Consider the following 18,243-nt stretch of genomic DNA (forward strand, 5'->3'; position numbering starts at 1 on the left):
CTCCGCAGCCCACGTCGGGACGCGACCACCTCCGAACTGGTCACGTCGGCGAGCCCGGCCGTCTGAGGTTTCGACACACCTCGTCGCTACGCTCCTCGTCGGCTCAACCACCAACGGACGCAACAACCTTGGATGGTAGAGCCGGGACCGAGCCGCCAAGGCGAGGACCCGAGTCGAAACCCCGTACGCCGAGAATGTCGGCGACCACCCCGGAAGTCGGCCCCTAGCGCAGGGTCACCTGCCGTGAGCGCAGGCCGTCACGCGAACTGCGTTCCTCGATGCTGAGATCACCGGTCTGCGCGAGCGCGTCACCGATCCAGGTGTCGAGCTGGTCGAGGGCGTCGTACCACTCCTCGTGGTGGCGCTCGACGTCGAGATCGAAGACCGGCACCAACAGGCCGTGGGTGCGGAACGAACCGGCGAAACGCGAGCCCTCACCCAGGGTGAGCCGACCCGAGGCATGCAGTCGTGCAAGCGCATTCATCAGCTCGTCCTCGGATTCCGGGCGAACCCAACGCAGGTGGGCCTTCTCGCCGGCGTCCACCCACCACGGGGCGCCGACACCGCTGTCGACGTGCATCCGCGCCGACGGCAGGATGGTGTCCTTGGCACGCTGGACCATGGCGGCGATGTCGGCGGGGATGTCGGAGCCGGCGACGAACCACCAGTCGAAGTCGCCGTGAACGGTGATGTCCAGTGGCGCATCGACTTTGAGTACATCGGTGAGTGCCGGACCGGCCTCGGTGACGATCTGGCCGCGGTATTCGCCGCCGGGTGCGGCGTGCGCGGCCCAGTCGATGGCGACGCCGAGGGCCGCGGGGATGTCCTCGGGCTCGGGGTCGGTCTGCAGGGCGACGATGCCCTCGGTGACGCCGCGGTTCTCACGGGTGAGTGCCGAGACCGCGCCGGGGAGCACGGTCGCGAGCACCACACGATTGCGGGTGCCCGGCGGGACCTCCACGGCGGGGGCGTCGTCGGACGGGATGACCGAGGTCAGTTCGGGCTCGGGCGGACCGGGTTCGACGAGGTCGAGGACCGCGGTGGCCGAGGAGACGAACACACTCAGTGCCACGAGGTCGCATTCGGCGGCGAGACCGGCGAAGGGACGACTCGGCTCGGCCGGTGCGGCCGCCTGCCGCGCCTTGCGTGCGGCGACGCGCTCGGCCCGATTGCTCCCGGGCCGGGGCCCGCTACCGCGTTTGCTCTTCTTGCCCATCGCTCAAGCTTCTCATGCGACGGTGACGAGCCATTCGCGCACCTTCTGCGGATGATTGGTGGCGATCCACCGGACGCCGAGGTCGGCACACAGTTGCACATCGGGCTGTTCGTCGACGGTCCAGCAGTAGGTCACCCGCCCGGCCGCGGCGGCCCGGTCGACCAGATCGGGATGCAGCCGCAGCGTCTCCACCGACGGCCCGATCCCGGTGGCACCGACGGCGGTGGCGGCACTGCCGCCGAGTACCCGGGCGGTGTCGCCGAGCAGGATGGTGGGCAGCATCGGCGCATGGCGTCGGATGCGCCAGACCCCCGCCGAGGAGAACGAGATGACCACCGCGCGGCTGTGATCGGCCGACGGCGGGCCGGCCACCCCGAATTCCTGGAGCGCGGCGAGCAGTTTCTGTTCCACCAGGCTGCCGAACCGGACGGGATGCTTGGTCTCGATGAACAGGCGCACCGGCCGACGCCAGTCCAGGGTCAGCGTCAGCAGTTCCCGCAGGGTCAGCACCTGCGCCGAGGTACCCGAGGCGTGCCAGGTGCCGAAGTCGAGTTCACGCAGTTGCGCGAGCGTCATCTCGCTGACGATGCCGGTGCCGTCGGAGGTGCGGTCGACGGTGCGGTCGTGGATGCAGACCAGCTCGTGATCGGCGGTCAGTCGAACATCGCATTCGAGTCCGTCGGCACCCTGCGCGAGGGCCAGCTCGTATGCGGCGAGGGTGTGCTCGGGCCGGTCGGCCGACGCGCCACGGTGGGCGACGACGGCGGGTGTACCCGATCTGGAGACCTGTCCCCCGTTGGTCATGCGGCCACCACCCAGCGTCGGGCCGGGGCCGGTTGCTGCGCCTCGGCGGTGAACAGTGCGGGCAGCCGGCGGGCCGCCCAGTAGGCGAATGCCGCGGACACCGCGGCGGTGACGATCACCAGCAGCAGCGCATTGGCGCCGGTCTGGATCGATCCGGATGCCGCGGCCACCCACCAGGTGACGGCGGTGGCGACGGCGACGGCGTTGACCACCGCCCAGCCGACCCACAGCCGGACCAGACGATCGCGGGACCGGCCGTCGACCCCGTTCGGGCCGGTCGGTCCCCCGTCGGCCATCGCGACGGCCTCGTGGAGCAGCAGCGGCGCACCGACGAGGTTGACCAGCGGGATCGCCGACAACACGATCATCTGCCAGCGCCGACGCGGTTCGAGGTGGCCGGCGTCGGCGTAGGTGTCGGCACGCACCGCGATCAGCCAGCGGACGAAGACGACGGTCGCATAGACCAGACCGCCGATCGCGAACAGGCCGGCGACCAGGACGAGCGCGGTGCTGATCGCGATCAGCCATCCGGGCAGCGTGGTCGAACGGTTGATCACGAGCAGCAGGTAGCGGAGCAGGTGCGCCAGCGCGGATGCGACGAAGATGGCACCGGCGATGTTAAAGGCGGTGGTCAGCGCGGCGCCGAGGCGGGTGGAGTCGCGGGTGGACTCGGTCTCGTCGATCGGGGCGTCGTACAGGCCCCAGGTGGGCAGGTAGACGTAGCGCGGGATGCGACGCGGAATCCGGACCCGCGCCGGTCGGGGCCGCGGCAGGGTGTCGGCGGGACGTCGCGCCACCCAGCGCACGTGCCGACTGCGATACATCCGGGGCGCACCGGCCGGATGGGTACCCGCAGGCCGGGAGACCGTCGACGACGGGCGGGCGGGCGGCCCGGCCATCGGGGTCTGCGACGGCGGGGTCTGGGGATGGGCCGGGGCCTGGGGATAGGCCTGGGTCTGGGGATGACCGGGGGCCGGCGACCCGAGTGCCGCGTACCGGGCCACCACCGCCGACGCCTCGGAGTCGGAGGCGACGACGGTCAGCGGACCACCGCAGCGGGGACACCGCCCGCGGCCCGGACGATGCGGCGCCTGGATACGGCACCGCGGACAGAGGTCGAGCATCGGCGTCGGACCTATCCCTGTCCGGTGATCATCGGCTTGCCGTTCTGGTACCAGGCGAGCATGCCGCCCTCGACACAGGTGCCCGGGTAACCGATCCGCTCGAGATAGGCCAGCACACGCATCGAGCGGCCGCTGGAATGACAGATCACGTAGAGCTCGGCGTCGGGATCGATCTCCTCGATCCGGGCCGGCACCTCGCCGAGCGGGATGTGTACGGCGCCGCGGACATGGCCGGCGGCCCATTCGTCGTCCTCACGGACGTCGAGAAGCAGCCGGTCGGCGTCGTCGCTGAAATCGTCCGGAAGTTCGGTGACCGGTACCTGTGGAATATCGCCCGTGCTCACGGGATCCATGGTTGCACAGCGGCCCGACCACCGAGCGTCGCCGGGGGAAACGGCGATGTCGCCGACACCCGGGCAGCGTCGGCGCAACCCCGCCGACGTGCCGGAACATGCCCATGATATCGGCTATGTAGACCTACATAAGTTTATCCACATGCCGTTGTGCACAACCGTGACCTGGATCACAGTTGGCGGCGCGGGTTGTGGATCCGCCTGTGGACAATGTGGCGAACACGCTGGCCGACCCCACTCATTTGTGACGCCGGTCACCGATTGGGCCCCGATATCTGCCACACAGTTCACGGAACTGCATTCCCGGTCGATCACAGGTCATCCACAAGCCCACCTGGGCCCTGTGGATAGATTGGGGAAAGTTGTGCACAAATGTGGATCGAAGTCGATCGGACGATCAGCGGAACCGTACGTCCTGCCATCGGTGGACGGCGCTCATCGCCCCGGTCAGTACCTGCTCGGCCAGCGCCGACGCCTCGAACTGATCACCGACCAGTCGGCTCAGCAGCGGTCGCGGTGCATCCACCGACTCGATCTCGGCATCCGGGTACCGCTCGGCGACCACCGACCGCATCACCCCGATACCGTCGACCAGCCCGACCTCGGCCGCCTTCTGCCCCACCCAGACATCGCCGGAGAACACCGACGCGTCCTCCACGGTGAGCCGCTTGCCGCGCCGCTGCCGCACCCACGCCTTGAATGCCTCGTGCAGGTCGCCCTGCAGCCCCTCGAGCCATGCGACGTCGTCGGGCTGCTCCGGGGAGAAGGCGTCCAGCCGCACCTTGTTCTCACCGGCGGAGTGCAGGCGGCGTTCGACACCGAAGCGCGACAGCAGATCGCCGAAACCGAAACCGGACGACACCACACCGATCGATCCGACGATCGAGGTGTGCGCGGCATAGATCTCGTCGGCGGCACAGGCGATCCAGTAGCCGCCGGACGCGACGATGTCCTCGCAGAACGCCAGCACCGGGACGTTCTTCTCCGACGCGAGCTGCCGGATGCGCTCGGCGATGTACTCCGACTGCGCCGGCGAGCCGCCCGGCGAGTTGATCACGATCACCACCGCACGCAGATGTTCGGTCCCGAATGCCCGCTTGAGCACCGGCTCCACCGACGTCGTCGTCATGCCGCGGCCCGCTCCCGGTCCGCCACCGTGCCCGATCGCCCCCTCGAGTCGCACCACCGCCACCTTCTCGGCGCGGTCGTGGTTCAGCTTGGCCGCGATCCTGCCCAGGGGTCCACCTCTCATCCCGCCGAGTCTAGTGACACGGTCACCCGCCCCTCGTCGGCGCAACCCCCACCGGCACAGGCCGGGGCCACCGCCGATCCCCCCGGTTCCCGATCCCCGCCGTCCTCGATCCCCGCCGTCCTCGATCCACTACCGTCCTCGATCCGCCACCGTCCCCGATCCCCGCCACCGGCGATCCCTGTGCTCACAACCCCTGTCCGGACCGATCGGCCGACCTACACTGCATGGGGTGCAGATCCGGTGGCTCACCGCGTTCCTCGACTTCACACCTGCCGAATTCGGCGACGAGGTGACCTTCTGGCGGGCCATCGCCGGCAGCACCGTCTCCCCTCCGCGCGGAGCACACCGCGAGTTCGCCACCCTCGAACCGTTCAACGGCGACGCCCACCTTCGGGTCCAACGCATCCAGGAGGGGCCGGGCGGGGTACACCTCGACCTCCACGTCGACGACCCGCATGTGGCTGCCACCGTGGCCTGCGCAGCGGGCGCGGTGACGACCGGCGACCACGGCGATCACCTGACCCTCACCTCACCCGGCGGGCTGCCGTTCTGTCTGGTCGCCTGGAACGGCAGCGCCCGCCGATCCCGCCCGATCCGATGGCCCGAGGACACCATCAGCATCATCGACCAGGTGTGTATGGACGTCCCGGACACACGGTTCGAACGCGAACTGAACTTCTGGCAACACCTCACCGGCCGGCCCGCGGTCTCGACGAGCCGACCGGAACTGGTTGCGCTCGAACGTGATCGAGGACTGGCGATCGGAATCTTGCTGCAACGGCTGGACGTCGGCGCGCCGGATTCGACGACGACCGCCCATCTCGACCTCGCCACCACCTCCGTCGACGACGAGATCACCCGCCACGAGGGCTGGGGCGCAACGGTTGTCGAACGATTCGAGCACTGGACGGTGATGCGCGATCCGGCGGGGCGGCGTTACTGCATCACCGATCGCAATCCCCGCACCGGAGAATGAGAATGGCACCGGGGTCCAGGACTCAGCCCGCGACGAACCCGGTCAGTCGGGTGATCTCGTCGTCGAGCTCGGCGCGGGTGCGCCGGTCGACGGCGACGAAGAGCTCCACCGCCACTCCCGCATCGGCGTCGAGTCGCCACGTCCCGGCCAGCCGGCCGTCGACGAGCACGAATCCCGGCGAGCGCCCGTTGGGTGTGACCGTCCGGGCGAACAGGTCGTCGTCGGCGATCCGCGCGCGGTCACCCTGGGCGACGAGGACATGGTCGAAGGGTGCGATCAGGCGCACCGGGGCCGGCCGGTCGGCGTCGACGAGGGGCAGACCCTCGAGGTCGTAGAGCTTCTGACCGTCCGGGCCGGTGTACTCGAGGAGTTCCCAGTCGCGTTCCATCGCCTCGACGAGCGGGCGTAATCCCCGCATCCCCGACCACGTCTGGATCGCCGCGACCGAGGCCGGGCCGAATCCGCGCAGGTACAGCCGGATCAGTTCCCGGCGTGCCTCGTCGTCGGCCAGGGCGGCCTCCCCGGGGCCGATCCAGTCGTCGAGGAGCTGATAGGTGGGGGTGCCACGACCGGCCCACAATCCGCGTGGCGGGACCTGTACCAGCGGTAATCCGCTGCGGGCCAGGGCGGTCAGCGTGGTCGGGGTCTCGTCGGGGAACCGTTCGGTAAGGCGTGCACCGAGATCGGCGACGCGCAGTGCAGCGCAGGACAGCACCGCACGCGCCTCGGCGATCACCGCATCGGCGTCGGCCGACACCAGGTGGCGTCGGTGCTCACGCAGTCCGGTGTCGAAGGCCACCTGCGCCAGCGGCCGGATCCACCGTGCGTCCTGGCCATCGACGAGGAAGACGGTGCCGCGCAGCAGCGCCATCCGCACCACCTCGCGGTCGGTGATCAAGGTGTCGAGCTCGCCGGGATCGAAATCCTCGATGCGCGAGAACAATCCGAAGAACGCCGCGCGTGGGTCCTGCGACTGCATGCCGACGAGGCGATCGATCACCTCGATGGCGTCCTCGTCGGCACGCGCGAGCAGGTGTTGCCGGTGCAGCAGGGTGCGATTCCACTGCCCGGCGGTGAGGGCCTGCGCCATCGGCGGCTACGCCGGGAACTTGATCCCGGTGGCCGCGTGGCAGCGGTAGCCGTGGGGGTTCTTCGCCAGGTACTGCTGGTGGTAGTCCTCGGCGTAGTAGAAGCGCCCGTCCCCGGCGTCGGCCAGCGGCGCGATCTCGGTGGTGATGGGACCGAGTCCGGCAGCGGTGAGCGCGGTCTGGAAGGTTGCCGCCGATGCGCGCGCGGTCTCGGCGTCGGCGTCGGACGTGGTGAAGATCGCCGACCGGTACTGGGTGCCGATGTCGTTGCCCTGCCGCATCTCCTGCGTCGGATCGTGCGACTCCCAGAAGATCTTGAGGATGCCCTCGAGGTCGATCACCGACGGGTCGAAGACGACGAGCGTCGACTCGGTGTGCCCGGTGTGCGCGGTGCAGGTCTCCTCGTAGGTGGGGTTGGGGGTGTGCCCGCCGGCGTAGCCGACTGCGGTGGTCCACACGCCCGGGACCTGCCAGAAGGTCTCCTCGACGCCCCAGAAACACCCACCGGCGAGAACCACCGCGGACAATCCGGCGTCGAAGGTCCCGATTCCGGTGCCCTGATCGGCATCGGCCCCGCGCATGGGGTGATGGGTGATGATGTTCTCCGCGGCGAGCCGGACAGGGGTGGCCCGTCCGGGTAGTGCGGCCTCGGCGGCGACGAGCTCCTGCTTACCGAGTCGGGACGAAATCAGCTGGTCAATCCACGACATGTCTTCAACTGTACGCGTGTTCGGCAGGACACCGGTTTCGAGAAAGCTCACGTCGGTGTCTATGATGGCGGTCACAGATGTGATGCCGGTCACTGTCCACTGGGGGGCACGCACCGATCGGCACACGGAGCGATTCGAGGACGGCGATGGTCTCTCCCGCGATACCCCACCTGCGATCGGCCGGTCGCGCCCGCCCCGTTCCGCCGCGCTACGACGTCCGCACCTCGTGCATCGGGATCGGCCTGAGCATCGCCGCACTGCTCGCCCTTTTGCTCGCCCTGATCCTCATCTGAGATTGCATCTCACCAGGCCAGATCCTCGCCACCCCGGTCCGACCCACCCTAAGGACGTCCGCGGCGTACGTGAAATCCTCATGCCGGCAATACTTTTCGACAACGGAGGACCTCGCCGACGACCCGCGAGACCTCAACCACACTTGAGGTTTATTGTGGTGGGTTTGTTGCAATGCCCCATCGGCTACGGAAAGCTGGAAGACATCCGCGAGGCGGCGTCCACCAAGGCGGTCACCGCGCGTCGATAGTGAGAAGCAGTACCCGAAAAGAGGTATGCGCCCAGAGGGTTTGAGCGCAGAGAGGATTACCGTGGCTGAATACACCTTGCCGGATCTCCCCTACGACTACGCGGCTCTGGAGCCGCACATCTCCGGCAGGATCATGGAGCTCCACCACGACAAGCACCACGCGACCTACGTGAAGGGTGCCAACGACACCCTCGCGAAGCTCGCCGAGGCCCGCGAGGACGGCAGCATCGCAGGCAAGGTCTACGGCCTGTCGGCGACCCTGTCCTTCCACCTCGGTGGTCACACCAACCACTCGATCTTCTGGCAGAACCTGTCGCCCAACGGTGGCGACAAGCCGGAGGGTGAGCTGGCCGCCGCCATCGACGACCAGTTCGGTGGCTTCGACAAGTTCCAGGCCCACTTCACCGCCGCCGCCACCACCCTGCAGGGTTCGGGCTGGGCGATCCTGGGCTACGACACCATCGGTGGCAAGCTGGTGATCCTGCAGCTGACCGACCAGAGCGGCAACATCCCGGCCGCGATCATCCCGGTCGTCCTGCTCGACATGTGGGAGCACGCCTTCTACCTGGATTACCAGAACGTCAAGCCGGACTACGTCAAGGCCTGGTGGAACGTGGTCAACTGGGCCGACGCCGCAGAGCGTTTCGCCCGTGCGACCGCTCAGGGCAAGGGCCTGATCGTCCCCGCCTGATCGATCATCACCGCTCGACGGGCGGCCGTCCCTCGTGGACGGCCGCCCGTTGTCGTCAGGAGGCCGCTGTCTTCCGAAGGCACCGTGATGTGACGGCACCGTCGCGTAAAGGCACCGTCGCACAAGGGCACCGGCGCACACAGTCGCCGCCCGGTCCCCCGATCGGGTGTCACCAAATCTGGGGAACCACAACAACTTTCCCCCAAACGGACGACGCCGTCCGCCGGTGAATCACCCGGTCGGCCGATACTGCGGCGGGTACTCGTCCGGTTAGCGTCACGATGCTCACCTCCACAACCCTGAAGGAGCATCCGTGACCTCACGCAGCATCCGCGTGTTCTCGGCAGCCGCATTGTCGGCCGCCGCCCTGACCCTCGCGGTCCCCGCCGTCGCCCATGCCGACGGCACCAAGGATCCGCGATTCGGCGGGCCGCCGACCACCTCGGCCCCCGAACGAACCCAGCACTGCAACGACTCGACCGAGTCGGGCCACGACGGCGTCACCCGCACGCGCCACACCCTCGGCCGAACCGGACCGACGTCATTCGTCCTGGACTACGAAACCGAGAACGTCCCGGACAAGATCGACGTGATCTACCAGGGCAAGGAGATCTACACCACCGGCTATGTCGGTGACGACGTCAACGAGGGCACCGGAAGTGTGCGGGTGAACGTCCCGCGCGGCAGCGACGACTTCGTCGACGTGCTCGTGCACGGCGGCCAGAACACCAACTGGTCGTACACCGTGAAATGCCCTGCCTGATCGACCCCCGCCTGATCGACCCCTGAGGATCGAACACCGAGGATCGGTCACCGCGGTGTGCCGCGGTGGCGCGTCACAGCAGAATGGTCCCCGTGATCGCGGCGGCACAGGCCAGCGCGATGATCACCAGCACCAGATAGTCGGCCTTGTGGGGCCGGGCGGTGTAGGCGGTCAGCCGGCCGGTGCCGCCGCGTGCGGTGATCGCCTCGGCCATCTCCTCGGTGCGTCGCAGCGCCGAGGACATGGCCGCGACCAGCATGTCGATCACACCCATCTCCGCGGACGGATGATCCGATCCGGCAGGTGCGGTCGGACGCAGGCGGTGTGCCGCGCGCAGCAAGCGGAGCTCCTCGATCAGCAGCGGGAGTCCGCGCAGGCACAGGGCGATCGCCACCGCCCACTCGTCGACCGGCAGCCGCAGCCAGCGCAGCGGACGCATCAGGGTCGCGATCGCCGGGGCGACCTCGGCCAGCGGCGTCGTCCAGATCACCAGGATCGACGTCCCCACCACCACCAGGCCGAGTGCGGTGGCCCGCAGGAACACGATCACCGCCGCCATCGAGACGATGATGTTGACCACCGCGCCGAGCGCGATCAGACCCCAGAACCACCAGGGCGGCCGGGGCAGCGCCCCGAGGGGGATCCCGGCGAGCAGCGCGGTGACGATCAGCACCGCGGCCACCATGCCCAGGGCCGGCCAACTCGGCAGCACCCAGGTCATCACACCCAGCACGAGGACGACGATCAGTTTGGTCCCGGCCCACAGTCGGTGGATCACCGAATCGCCGGGCACCTGCCGCAACGGCACCGTTCGCATCGTCATTCGACCGTCTCTTCCCCGAGGATGCGCGGCACCTCGTCGATCGCGTCGAGCACCCCGTGATCGAGGTGCACCCGCCGGTCGCACACCCGGCCCAGTGACGAGAAGTCGTGCGAGATGATCACGATGGTCATCCCCCCGGCCCGCAGACCGGCGAGCACCCCGATGACCTCGTCGCGCGCCCCCGGGTCGAGGCCGGCGAGCGGTTCGTCGAGCACCAGGATCTCGGGCCGGCGGGCGAGCAGCCCGGCCAGCACCACCCGGCGCATCTGTCCGCCCGACAGCGAGTCGGTGCGGGACGCGGCCATCTCCCGCGGCAGTCCCACCGACTCGAGCACCCGGGCCACCTCGCTGGTGCCGACCTTCTCACCGCCGGCGGCCATGATCTCGTCGCCGACGTTCTGCTTCTGGATCTGCAGGCGCGCGTGCTGGAAGGCCAGTCCCACGTCACCGACCCGGTCGGTGACCGGTGCGCCGTCGCCGACGATGTCGACGACGCGACACTCCCCCTCGGTGGGGGCGATCAGTCCGGCCATGATCCACGCGAGGGTGGTCTTGCCCGAGCCGTTGCCGCCGACGATGAGCAGCCCGTCACCGCGGTTGATCTGCAATGACACCTCGGTGAGGGCACGGACTTCCCAGGGCGAGCCGGTCAGGTAGGTGTGTCCGACGCCGTCGAGGCGCAGCAGCGGCCGGCGGCCGTCGTGGGCGGCGGGCCCGGTGCCCACCGATTCGGCCTGGGCCTCGACGTCACCGGCGGGCACCCAGGACGGCGGTTCGGCGGCCACCCGGCCGTCGACGAGGTGGATGATGCGGTCGGCGGCAGCGGCCTCCGACGCCCGGTGCGTGATCAGCACCAGCGCCATCCGACGCCGCCTGGGCAGTTCGGTGAGCAGGGCCATGATCTCCTCACGTCCCTGCGGATCGACCATCGAGGTGACCTCGTCGGCGATCAGCAGTGCCGGGTCGCGGGCGAGTGCGGCGGCGATGGCCAGACGCTGCTGCTGACCACCGGACAGATCCGAGGTCTCCCGCTCCCCGAGGCCGGCCAGACCCACCTCGGCGAGCAGGGCGTCGACGTCGACGTCGGCCTCCGGCGGCAGTCCCCAGACGACGTCGTCGGCGACCCGCGAGCCCAGCATCTGGGTCTCGGGACGCTGCAACACCATGGCGGTGCCGCCGGCCCGGCCCAGCCCGGCGGTGCCGGGACGGTGGATGGCGCCGCCGGTCGGATGCCGCCCGGCCAGCAGTTTGGCCAGTGTCGACTTGCCCGACCCGTTCACCCCGACCACCGCCACGAACTCGCCGGGCTCGACGGTCATGTCCACGCCGCGCAGGATCTTGCGGCCCCCGCGGTGGTAGGCGAACTCCACACCCTCCAGGCTCATCGGCAGCGGCGCGATGCCCACGTCGGTGTCGGCGTCACCGGAATCGATGGTGTCCTCGCTCGGGACGTCGGCGAGCCGCTCGATCACGGCGCCGAGAATCCACCAGGCCACCACGATCGTGATGAAGGTGCCGACCGCACCGGACACCAGGATCCAGGCCCACCAGTAGGCGACGATGTTGTCGCCCAGTCCACGCAGGAACTCGGCCGTTCCGTCCATCCCGGGGACCTTCCCGATCCAGCGGGCCATCCCCTTGAGGGTGTTGTCCATCGCGGCCAGGACGAGCTCACGCAGCGGTTTGAGGATCAGCAGGAGCAGGACGCTGACGCCGGCGACGAGCGGCGCGGTCACCACCGCGGCCAGCAGCATCGTGGGGGCACCGCGACCCCGCCGTTTGATCTCGCCGATGATGCCGCCGAGCACCGCCGACCCGAACACCGACATCGCCGCACCCGTGCCCGCCATCGCAAAGGCCACCGAGCTGGTGGCGACGGTGGTCGCGACCATCGCACGCGGCCGGGTCCGCGCCCCGATCAGCGCCAGCGGCACCGGTGCGAGCACCCGCACGGCCCCGGCGAGCGGGATCACCGAGGCGATCACCACGGCCGCCACGGCCAGGCCACCGAAGATCGCGATCGATGCGATCTCCACGGGCCGCAGGGGGCCGCGCACGGTCTCGGTCACTTTTCGCACTTGTCCAGTGTGCCTGGCGGCGGTGACATACCGTGCGGCCCGTCGGTCCCACGGCCGATCGCGTGTAAAAGAACAGTCACATGATGGTGATTCGAGTTGTCGGGGTCACCGGAACGGGGGGATTCTTGCTGGACCGGGTATCCACGGATTCCGGTTCTCGTCGCCCAGCAGGGAGGAGGACATCATGCAGTCGTCGATCCCCATCGGGCTCACCCCCGTCCATCAGGAGGGTGAGCTCAACGGAATCCTGATCTCGGGCCGGTGGCCGGAGTCGACCCTGGAGTGGACGCAGACGCTCGTCGCGTCGGTCCGGATCGCGTGTCGGCCGGGATTCCTGCCGACCACCACGATCTTCGGGGTGGTCGAAGAGCATCCCGACGACGCCGACACCGACGCGGTCGGGATGATGGTCGCGGTCGGCAACGTCGTCGACGACTCGTTTCTCGAGGCCGGACGCTTTCTGACCAATCCACCGGCGCTGGTGATGCTGCACCCGCCGAGCCGTACCCGGCCGTCGCTGCCGGAGTGCTCGCAGGTGGCATCGGGCTGCGTGTTGCTGCCCGGGCTGCCCGAGCTCGGTCTCGAGCACCGCGCCGGATGGGCCGAGGCGGAGGCCGACGGCACGGTGGTGACGCTGCGCAACCAGGTGGGCATCGACCCGAACGCCGACCCCGACACCGCGGTGCTCGCGATGCTGCTGACCGCCTGAGGTGCCCACCGGCTCCGCACAGCTGGACCCGATCGGTTTTTCAGGGTGCCCTAACTCTAGGTTTTGAGCCCCCTACCTGCATAAATGTGGGTGGGGCGTGGTGTTGCGACCCTCGGTGAGGGCTGTCTAACCTGGCCGATATGACCGCTGCCCTCCTGTTGAGTTTCGGCGTGATCTTCGTCGCCGAACTCGGGGACAAGTCGCAGCTGATGGCCATGACCTATGCCCTGCGCTACCGGTGGTGGGTGGTGCTGGCCGCGATCACCGTGGCCACCACCGCCGTGCACGCCGTCTCGGTGTTCTTCGGACATTTCCTGGGCCTGTCCATCCCGACGGATCTGATCTCGATCGTCGCCGGCCTGGCGATGCTGGTCTTCGGTCTGTGGACCCTGCGCGGTGACGACCTCGACGACGACGAACAGACCAAGGCCGACCGCGTCGGCAAGTCCGTGTTCTTCGCGGTGATGTCGTCGTTCTTCCTCGCCGAACTCGGCGACAAGACGATGCTCGCGACCATCACCCTGTCCACCGACAACAACTGGCTCGGCGTCTGGATCGGGTCCACCATCGGCATGGTCGCCGCCGACGCGCTGGCCATCGCCATCGGCGTGCTGCTCGGCAAGCATCTGCCCGAGCGGGCGATCGCCTACGGCGCCGCGGTGCTGTTCTTCGTCTTCGCCGGACTCCTGCTGGCCGAGGGCCTGTCCGCGGCGAGCACGCCGGTCGTCGTCGGCACCGTCTCCGCGGTGGTCGTGCTGGTCGGAGTGGGTGCGGTCTACATCCGCCGGGTCCATCAGCAGCGTGCACGTGCACGGCTCGACCGGGCCCGGGAGGTCGTCGGGCACACCGGCGAGGGCCACTCCTGACCGATCGCCACAGGCACCCGCCACGGCAGCGATGGCCGGCCGACCCGGGGGTGGCCGATCTGCCCGGGACCGCGGGTGGCTACGGTGATCAAGGACCCGAACGATCGCTCGGCAATCTGCCGGCGACCTTCTGAAAGGACTCTCGATGGACGTCTCCGGCTCCTCCGTACTCGTCACCGGCGCCGCCTCCGGCCTCGGCGCGGCCACCGCCGCCCGCTTCGCCGCCGCCGGCGCCCAGGTCTTCGGTCTGGATCTGCAGGCCTCGATCGACAAGGCCGCACCGGTCGGTGGGGTCACCCTCATCGCCGCCGATGTCACCAGCGAGGACGATGTCCAGGCCGCCATCGACACCATCGCCGCCTCCGGTGCGCCGCTGCGTGTCGCGGTGAACTGCGCGGGTGTCGGCTGGGCCGCCCGCATCCTCGGCAAGGAGGGTCCGCACTCGCTCGACCTGTTCCGCAAGCTGATCGACATCAACCTGGTCGGCACCTTCAACGTGATGCGCCTGGCCGCCAACCGGATGAAGGAAGAGGACGCCGTCGACGGTGACGGGCAGCGCGGCGTGATCATCAACACCGCATCGGTGGCCGCCTTCGAGGGTCAGATCGGTCAGATCGCCTACGCCGCCTCCAAGGGTGGCGTGCACGCGATGACCATCTCCGCGGCCCGCGATCTGGCACGTATCGGCGTGCGCGTGTGCACCATCGCGCCGGGCACCATCAGCACCCCGATGCTGGCCGGGGTCACCCCCGAGTTCCAGAAGACCCTCGCCGAGGCCATCCCGTTCCCGCAGCGTCTGGGCGAGCCCGCCGAGTACGCGCAGCTGGCCGAGTTCATCGCCACCCACAACTACATCAACGGCGAGACCATCCGGATGGACGGCGCGATCCGCATGTCGCCGCGCTGACCCGTAGGTCCGCAGCACCCCGATCGGGCCGGGGCCGAGCACACGACGGCAGTCGTGGCCGGCCCCGGCCCGATCGGTTTCGGCAGGAGACGGGTCAGTCCTCGTCGGCCATCCGATCCTCTTCGGCCATCCGTTCCTCCTCGGCCCGTTCCTCGGCGGCGAGTGCCCTCGACAGGACCAGCAGCGGAGCGGCATCGCCGTCGAGGCCGCCGGCCGATTCGGGCAGCACGGTCCGCACCGGCCCCGGGCTCGTCCCGTCGCGTTTGCGCAGGGCGACCGCCATCTGCAGCATCCAGATCTGCTGGTCGGGCTCGGCGGTGGCGAATTCCCCCGGCAGCAGCGGACTCAGCTGGGTCAGGGCGTCACGGATCTCCACCACCCGTCGGTGCAGCAGTGCCGTCGGCGCGAGACCGCCGTCGATCGGCAACACCACCTCGGGTACCGCGCCGGTGACCAGCGTCCACAGCGGCAGGATCGCCCGCGCATCCCGCCTGCGCCGACGCCGTGAGGTGACCCCCTGCCACTTGGCCCGCACCATCGGGTAGCTGATCCCGACGAGGAACAGCACCAGACCGGCGACCGAGAACACCCGGCTGACGCTGAGCACCCACGGCAGGTCGAACAATCCCAGCGCGCCGGTCAGCACGTACACGACCTGGGCGATCGAACCGGCGGCGAGCAGGCCGAGCCCCGCCACGAGCACCCGCAGCGAGGTGCGCAGGTAGCCGTCGGCCAGCCGCAGGTACTTGCTCACGCTGCGGACGCACGCACCCAGTCCGTAGGCGAGATAGCCGCTGGCGATCAGGTAGAACAGGGCGAATCCCCAGTTCTTGAGCGTCCACTCGCTGATCGACGCGGTCCGCATGTCGGTCGGGATGAAGAACAGGCTGATCTGCAGGCCCAGCAGCGCCGCGACCAGCGGAAAGGCCTCCACCCCGGCGCGCCGTTCGCGGGTCACCCGGCTGCCCGGCATGAAGAACACGATCACCAGGCCCGCCACGCCGACGGCGAGCAGGACGTAGAACAACAGCCGGGACAAACCGGCGAAGCCGACGTCGTCCAGGGTCTGTGACGCCGAGTGGTTGGACACCGCGAAGGCCAGGGTGAGGGCGGCGATCGAGGTGGTCATGGCGAAGGCCTGCAACCCGCCACCGCTGCGACGGACCTGGTCGATCCGCCAGCACAGGGCCCCGGCGAAGGCCACCAGGGCCACCACGTTGACCACCATCGGGCCGGTCGCCCAGGATGCGGCCACCGGCTGCGGCGCCATCACAGCCACCCCCGGTGGCCTCCCAGCAATCGCTGCAGGCCACGCACATCCGGGTCGTCGGCGGTGTGGCCGACACCATCGCGGGCCTCGGCGGCCCAGGTCAGGATCATCGAGGCCAGGGTCTCGGCCTCACGTTCCCGCTCGTCGGAGTAGCAGGTCCGCTGCAGTGTCGCGTCGGTGGTCTCGGCGGTCAGCGCCGCCACCATGGACACCTCACCGAGCATCTGGTGACCGGCGATCAGGTGCGCGAACTCGTGGATGATGATCTGGTCACGGTGCCAGCGGGTGGTGTTCGCCTGATGGAAGAAGTAGTCCGCGTCCTCGGCGGCCAGCCACACCCCGTTGGGCACACCGGACGGCAAGGGATGGGCGATCACCCGGATCGGGCGACCGCGCCGCGCGCCGTATCGCTCACAGAGCTGTTCGGCATCGAGCGGCAGATCCAGATCCAGATCCGACAGTGCCTCGCGGCACAGCGCCCGCAGTTCTCGCCCCGTGCGCATCATCGAAAAACCTGCTCTCGTCGTCGACGGAGCAGGTCGGGCCGGCGGTGGTGGTGGCCGCCGGTCCGTGGATGTCAGTCCTGGATCTCCTTGCCGCCGACAACCCGCAGCCGCTGATCCGATTCCTGCTCCTCGGTCAATCCAGCAGCCACGATATCCGGCGGATCCTTGGGCAGCCCCTGCTGCTCACGGAGGACCTTGATGAGCTCGTTGACGACGGTCACCGAATCACTGGACAAACCGGCCAGCCGGAAGGCTGCGAGCTGCACATTCGTGTCGGCCTGCAGGCGCATCATGTCGATCTCGTCACGGGTGCGCTGGGCTGCCCGGTCTTCGAGGAAGTAGTGCACGTCGACGCCGAACGCCGCCGCGATGCCCTCGACGGTCCGGAACGACGGCGATTTGGCCTTACCCGACCGCAGCTGGCTCAGGTACGACTCACCGAGCCGGAATCCGCGTTCGGTGGACCGCGCTGCGATGGCCTTGGCGCTGTACGCCCGGCCGTTGGGGCCCGGAACCGTACGGAACAGTTCTTCGAGCCGGCGGGCGAACAGTCCAGGATCGGTGTCGACCGGCTTCTGGAGGTCGTCGTTCGTCTGACCCGCGGACTTGCTGTCCCCTCGTGGCGTCATACCTTCTCCGAAACCTGAAAGTTGCATTTGCAATCATTAAAGACCGTGAGCGGCCGACACCGCAACGATGACTATCATCAAATATTGCCTGATGTTCGAATCTCCGCCCCTGGCAAACCTCTCTGCCAGCACGGCGCCGGTGAGTGTGGCGTTGATCACACGAGTTCACCGGTCCTGCACGTGGCGGGCGACACTCGCCTGACCGCGCGGTGAACATATGACCAACACGAGCCGGTGCCACCGCATCACCGACCCCGACCGGAGAGAACGTATGGGTTCACGACATCGTCTGCCGACCGCCCCCCGGCGACGCCTGCCGATCACCCTCGCCCTCGGCGCACTCGCCGTCCTCTTGATCGGCGCCGGATTCGGTTTCGCCCTCGCCACCCCCGGCGACAACTACCGCCACGGACACCACCACGGCGGCGGGAACCACGGCGGAAACAACGGTGGCGGCTGGAACAACGGCGGCGGCTGGAACAACGGAGGTGGGAGCACCACCGGCGGGAACAGCCAGACCACCGGCCAGTCCAGCAGCACCCCGGATGACGACGACGATGACGAGACCACCGGTTCGTCGTCGGGTACGACCACGACATCCGGCTCGGGCAGTTCGGAGACCTCGGATACTTCGGAGACGTCGGAGACCACCAGCTCAGGGACCACCAGTTCAGGGACCACGACGAGCGTGGTGACGACCACCAGCCATCACACCTCGAACGGCGGGATCGTTCCGGTCCTGCCGCCGACCGGACAGGGCCCGGGCGCACCCCAGGCCCCCGCCCCGGCCGGACCGGTGGACGCACCCGAACCCCGCGGGCAGGTCCCGGTGGCCCCTGCGGCACCTACCGTGCCGGGCGTCCCCGCAGCTCCGGCCGCACCCGGAGCTCCCGCAGCTCCCGGGGGTGCGGGTGCCGGGAGCGCCGGCTCCGGTACC

The 18,243-nt window shown here is 69.1% G+C and carries 19 protein-coding genes and 1 pseudogene; 8 read left to right on the forward strand and 12 right to left on the reverse strand.

Features of this window, described 5'->3' with window-relative positions:
* Positions 1-223 precede the first annotated feature (223 nt).
* The 5 genes from GD1_RS12865 to GD1_RS12885 all read right to left on the reverse strand — a co-directional run bounded on the left by GD1_RS12865 (position 224) and on the right by GD1_RS12885 (position 4,749).
* Positions 224-1,216, reverse strand: coding sequence for a DUF5926 family protein (locus tag GD1_RS12865; protein ID WP_059037361.1), 993 nt, complete (start codon positions 1,214-1,216; stop codon positions 224-226).
* A 12-nt stretch (positions 1,217-1,228) separates the two neighbouring features.
* Entirely contained in the window at positions 1,229-2,020 is a 792-nt protein-coding gene (locus GD1_RS12870) for a glycerophosphodiester phosphodiesterase (protein WP_053778571.1), read from the reverse strand.
* Positions 2,017-3,144: a DUF4328 domain-containing protein gene (locus GD1_RS12875; RefSeq protein ID WP_059037363.1), complete on the reverse strand. Its 1,128-nt coding sequence runs from the start codon at positions 3,142-3,144 to the stop codon at positions 2,017-2,019. The genes GD1_RS12870 and GD1_RS12875 overlap by 4 nt, the downstream gene beginning before the upstream one ends.
* A gap of 11 nt (positions 3,145-3,155) precedes the next feature.
* Positions 3,156-3,497, reverse strand: coding sequence for a rhodanese-like domain-containing protein (locus GD1_RS12880; protein ID WP_059037365.1), 342 nt, complete (start codon positions 3,495-3,497; stop codon positions 3,156-3,158).
* Positions 3,498-3,894: 397 nt separating this feature from the next.
* Positions 3,895-4,749, reverse strand: a complete 855-nt coding sequence (locus tag GD1_RS12885; protein WP_059037367.1) for a S49 family peptidase — start codon at positions 4,747-4,749, stop codon at positions 3,895-3,897.
* 229 nt (positions 4,750-4,978) lie between these two features.
* Here GD1_RS12885 and GD1_RS12890 point away from each other — a divergent pair, with 229 nt between their 5' ends.
* Positions 4,979-5,725 (forward strand): VOC family protein, encoded by a 747-nt coding sequence (locus tag GD1_RS12890; protein WP_059037369.1) that lies wholly within the window; start codon positions 4,979-4,981, stop codon positions 5,723-5,725.
* 22 nt (positions 5,726-5,747) lie between these two features.
* Here GD1_RS12890 and GD1_RS12895 read toward each other — a convergent pair whose 3' ends face one another.
* Complete coding sequence (locus tag GD1_RS12895; protein WP_059037371.1) at positions 5,748-6,815, reverse strand: winged helix DNA-binding domain-containing protein; 1,068 nt, start codon at positions 6,813-6,815, stop codon at positions 5,748-5,750.
* Between the two features lie 6 nt (positions 6,816-6,821).
* On the reverse strand, positions 6,822-7,523 hold the full coding sequence (gene msrA, locus GD1_RS12900) for a peptide-methionine (S)-S-oxide reductase MsrA (RefSeq protein WP_059037372.1): 702 nt from the start codon (positions 7,521-7,523) through the stop codon (positions 6,822-6,824).
* A gap of 146 nt (positions 7,524-7,669) precedes the next feature.
* Here msrA and GD1_RS25020 point away from each other — a divergent pair, with 146 nt between their 5' ends.
* The 3 genes from GD1_RS25020 to GD1_RS12910 all read left to right on the forward strand — a co-directional run bounded on the left by GD1_RS25020 (position 7,670) and on the right by GD1_RS12910 (position 9,518).
* Positions 7,670-7,816 (forward strand): hypothetical protein, encoded by a 147-nt coding sequence (locus GD1_RS25020; RefSeq protein ID WP_169798192.1) that lies wholly within the window; start codon positions 7,670-7,672, stop codon positions 7,814-7,816.
* Positions 7,817-8,125: 309 nt separating this feature from the next.
* Entirely contained in the window at positions 8,126-8,755 is a 630-nt protein-coding gene (locus tag GD1_RS12905) for a superoxide dismutase (RefSeq protein WP_020792288.1), read from the forward strand.
* A 313-nt stretch (positions 8,756-9,068) separates the two neighbouring features.
* Complete coding sequence (locus GD1_RS12910) at positions 9,069-9,518, forward strand: hypothetical protein (RefSeq protein WP_020792285.1); 450 nt, start codon at positions 9,069-9,071, stop codon at positions 9,516-9,518.
* A 73-nt stretch (positions 9,519-9,591) separates the two neighbouring features.
* On the opposite strand, the gene GD1_RS12915 is transcribed toward GD1_RS12910, so the two are convergent.
* Both GD1_RS12915 and GD1_RS12920 read right to left on the reverse strand, forming a co-directional pair.
* Positions 9,592-10,341 (reverse strand): energy-coupling factor transporter transmembrane component T family protein, encoded by a 750-nt coding sequence (locus GD1_RS12915; protein ID WP_053778568.1) that lies wholly within the window; start codon positions 10,339-10,341, stop codon positions 9,592-9,594.
* Complete coding sequence (locus GD1_RS12920; protein ID WP_053778567.1) at positions 10,338-12,419, reverse strand: ABC transporter ATP-binding protein; 2,082 nt, start codon at positions 12,417-12,419, stop codon at positions 10,338-10,340. The genes GD1_RS12915 and GD1_RS12920 overlap by 4 nt, the downstream gene beginning before the upstream one ends.
* A 184-nt stretch (positions 12,420-12,603) precedes the next feature.
* Between GD1_RS12920 and GD1_RS12925 the strand changes: the two genes are divergently transcribed.
* From GD1_RS12925 to GD1_RS12935, 3 genes are all read left to right on the forward strand, one after another.
* The gene (locus GD1_RS12925) at positions 12,604-13,128 is read left to right on the forward strand and encodes a hypothetical protein (protein WP_053778566.1); all 525 of its coding nucleotides are present in this window, start codon (positions 12,604-12,606) and stop codon (positions 13,126-13,128) included.
* Between the two features lie 140 nt (positions 13,129-13,268).
* On the forward strand, positions 13,269-13,994 hold the full coding sequence (locus GD1_RS12930) for a TMEM165/GDT1 family protein (protein WP_020792487.1): 726 nt from the start codon (positions 13,269-13,271) through the stop codon (positions 13,992-13,994).
* Positions 13,995-14,139: 145 nt separating this feature from the next.
* Complete coding sequence (locus GD1_RS12935) at positions 14,140-14,901, forward strand: SDR family NAD(P)-dependent oxidoreductase (RefSeq protein WP_053778565.1); 762 nt, start codon at positions 14,140-14,142, stop codon at positions 14,899-14,901.
* A 94-nt stretch (positions 14,902-14,995) separates the two neighbouring features.
* Here GD1_RS12935 and GD1_RS12940 read toward each other — a convergent pair whose 3' ends face one another.
* The 3 genes from GD1_RS12940 to GD1_RS12950 all read right to left on the reverse strand — a co-directional run bounded on the left by GD1_RS12940 (position 14,996) and on the right by GD1_RS12950 (position 17,306).
* Complete coding sequence (locus GD1_RS12940) at positions 14,996-16,171, reverse strand: MAB_1171c family putative transporter (protein ID WP_083534150.1); 1,176 nt, start codon at positions 16,169-16,171, stop codon at positions 14,996-14,998.
* Positions 16,171-16,677 carry a hypothetical protein gene (locus GD1_RS12945; protein ID WP_020791468.1) on the reverse strand — a complete coding sequence of 169 codons (507 nt, stop codon included), beginning with the start codon at positions 16,675-16,677 and terminating at the stop codon, positions 16,171-16,173. Before GD1_RS12945 ends, GD1_RS12940 begins: the two co-directional genes overlap by 1 nt.
* A 71-nt stretch (positions 16,678-16,748) precedes the next feature.
* Positions 16,749-17,306 carry a helix-turn-helix transcriptional regulator gene (locus tag GD1_RS12950; RefSeq protein WP_020791469.1) on the reverse strand — a complete coding sequence of 186 codons (558 nt, stop codon included), beginning with the start codon at positions 17,304-17,306 and terminating at the stop codon, positions 16,749-16,751.
* A gap of 271 nt (positions 17,307-17,577) precedes the next feature.
* Between GD1_RS12950 and GD1_RS12955 the strand changes: the two are divergent.
* Positions 17,578-18,243, forward strand: a pseudogene (locus GD1_RS12955) (hypothetical protein); the annotation flags it as partial.

Source organism: Gordonia desulfuricans NBRC 100010 (assembly GCF_001485495.1).
Taxonomy (GTDB): domain Bacteria; phylum Actinomycetota; class Actinomycetes; order Mycobacteriales; family Mycobacteriaceae; genus Gordonia; species Gordonia desulfuricans.

Coding starts and splice junctions, on each gene's coding strand:
- GD1_RS12865 (WP_059037361.1), bottom strand. CDS start 1,216: ATGGGCAAGAAGAGCAAACGCGGTAGCGGGCCCCGGCCCGGGAGCAAT.
- GD1_RS12870 (WP_053778571.1), bottom strand. CDS start 2,020: ATGACCAACGGGGGACAGGTCTCCAGATCGGGTACACCCGCCGTCGTC.
- GD1_RS12875 (WP_059037363.1), bottom strand. CDS start 3,144: ATGCTCGACCTCTGTCCGCGGTGCCGTATCCAGGCGCCGCATCGTCCG.
- GD1_RS12880 (WP_059037365.1), bottom strand. CDS start 3,497: ATGGATCCCGTGAGCACGGGCGATATTCCACAGGTACCGGTCACCGAA.
- GD1_RS12885 (WP_059037367.1), bottom strand. CDS start 4,749: ATGAGAGGTGGACCCCTGGGCAGGATCGCGGCCAAGCTGAACCACGAC.
- GD1_RS12895 (WP_059037371.1), bottom strand. CDS start 6,815: ATGGCGCAGGCCCTCACCGCCGGGCAGTGGAATCGCACCCTGCTGCAC.
- msrA (WP_059037372.1), bottom strand. CDS start 7,523: ATGTCGTGGATTGACCAGCTGATTTCGTCCCGACTCGGTAAGCAGGAG.
- GD1_RS25020 (WP_169798192.1), top strand. CDS start 7,670: ATGGTCTCTCCCGCGATACCCCACCTGCGATCGGCCGGTCGCGCCCGC.
- GD1_RS12915 (WP_053778568.1), bottom strand. CDS start 10,341: ATGACGATGCGAACGGTGCCGTTGCGGCAGGTGCCCGGCGATTCGGTG.
- GD1_RS12925 (WP_053778566.1), top strand. CDS start 12,604: ATGCAGTCGTCGATCCCCATCGGGCTCACCCCCGTCCATCAGGAGGGT.
- GD1_RS12930 (WP_020792487.1), top strand. CDS start 13,269: ATGACCGCTGCCCTCCTGTTGAGTTTCGGCGTGATCTTCGTCGCCGAA.
- GD1_RS12935 (WP_053778565.1), top strand. CDS start 14,140: ATGGACGTCTCCGGCTCCTCCGTACTCGTCACCGGCGCCGCCTCCGGC.
- GD1_RS12940 (WP_083534150.1), bottom strand. CDS start 16,171: ATGGCGCCGCAGCCGGTGGCCGCATCCTGGGCGACCGGCCCGATGGTG.
- GD1_RS12945 (WP_020791468.1), bottom strand. CDS start 16,677: ATGATGCGCACGGGGCGAGAACTGCGGGCGCTGTGCCGCGAGGCACTG.
- GD1_RS12950 (WP_020791469.1), bottom strand. CDS start 17,306: ATGACGCCACGAGGGGACAGCAAGTCCGCGGGTCAGACGAACGACGAC.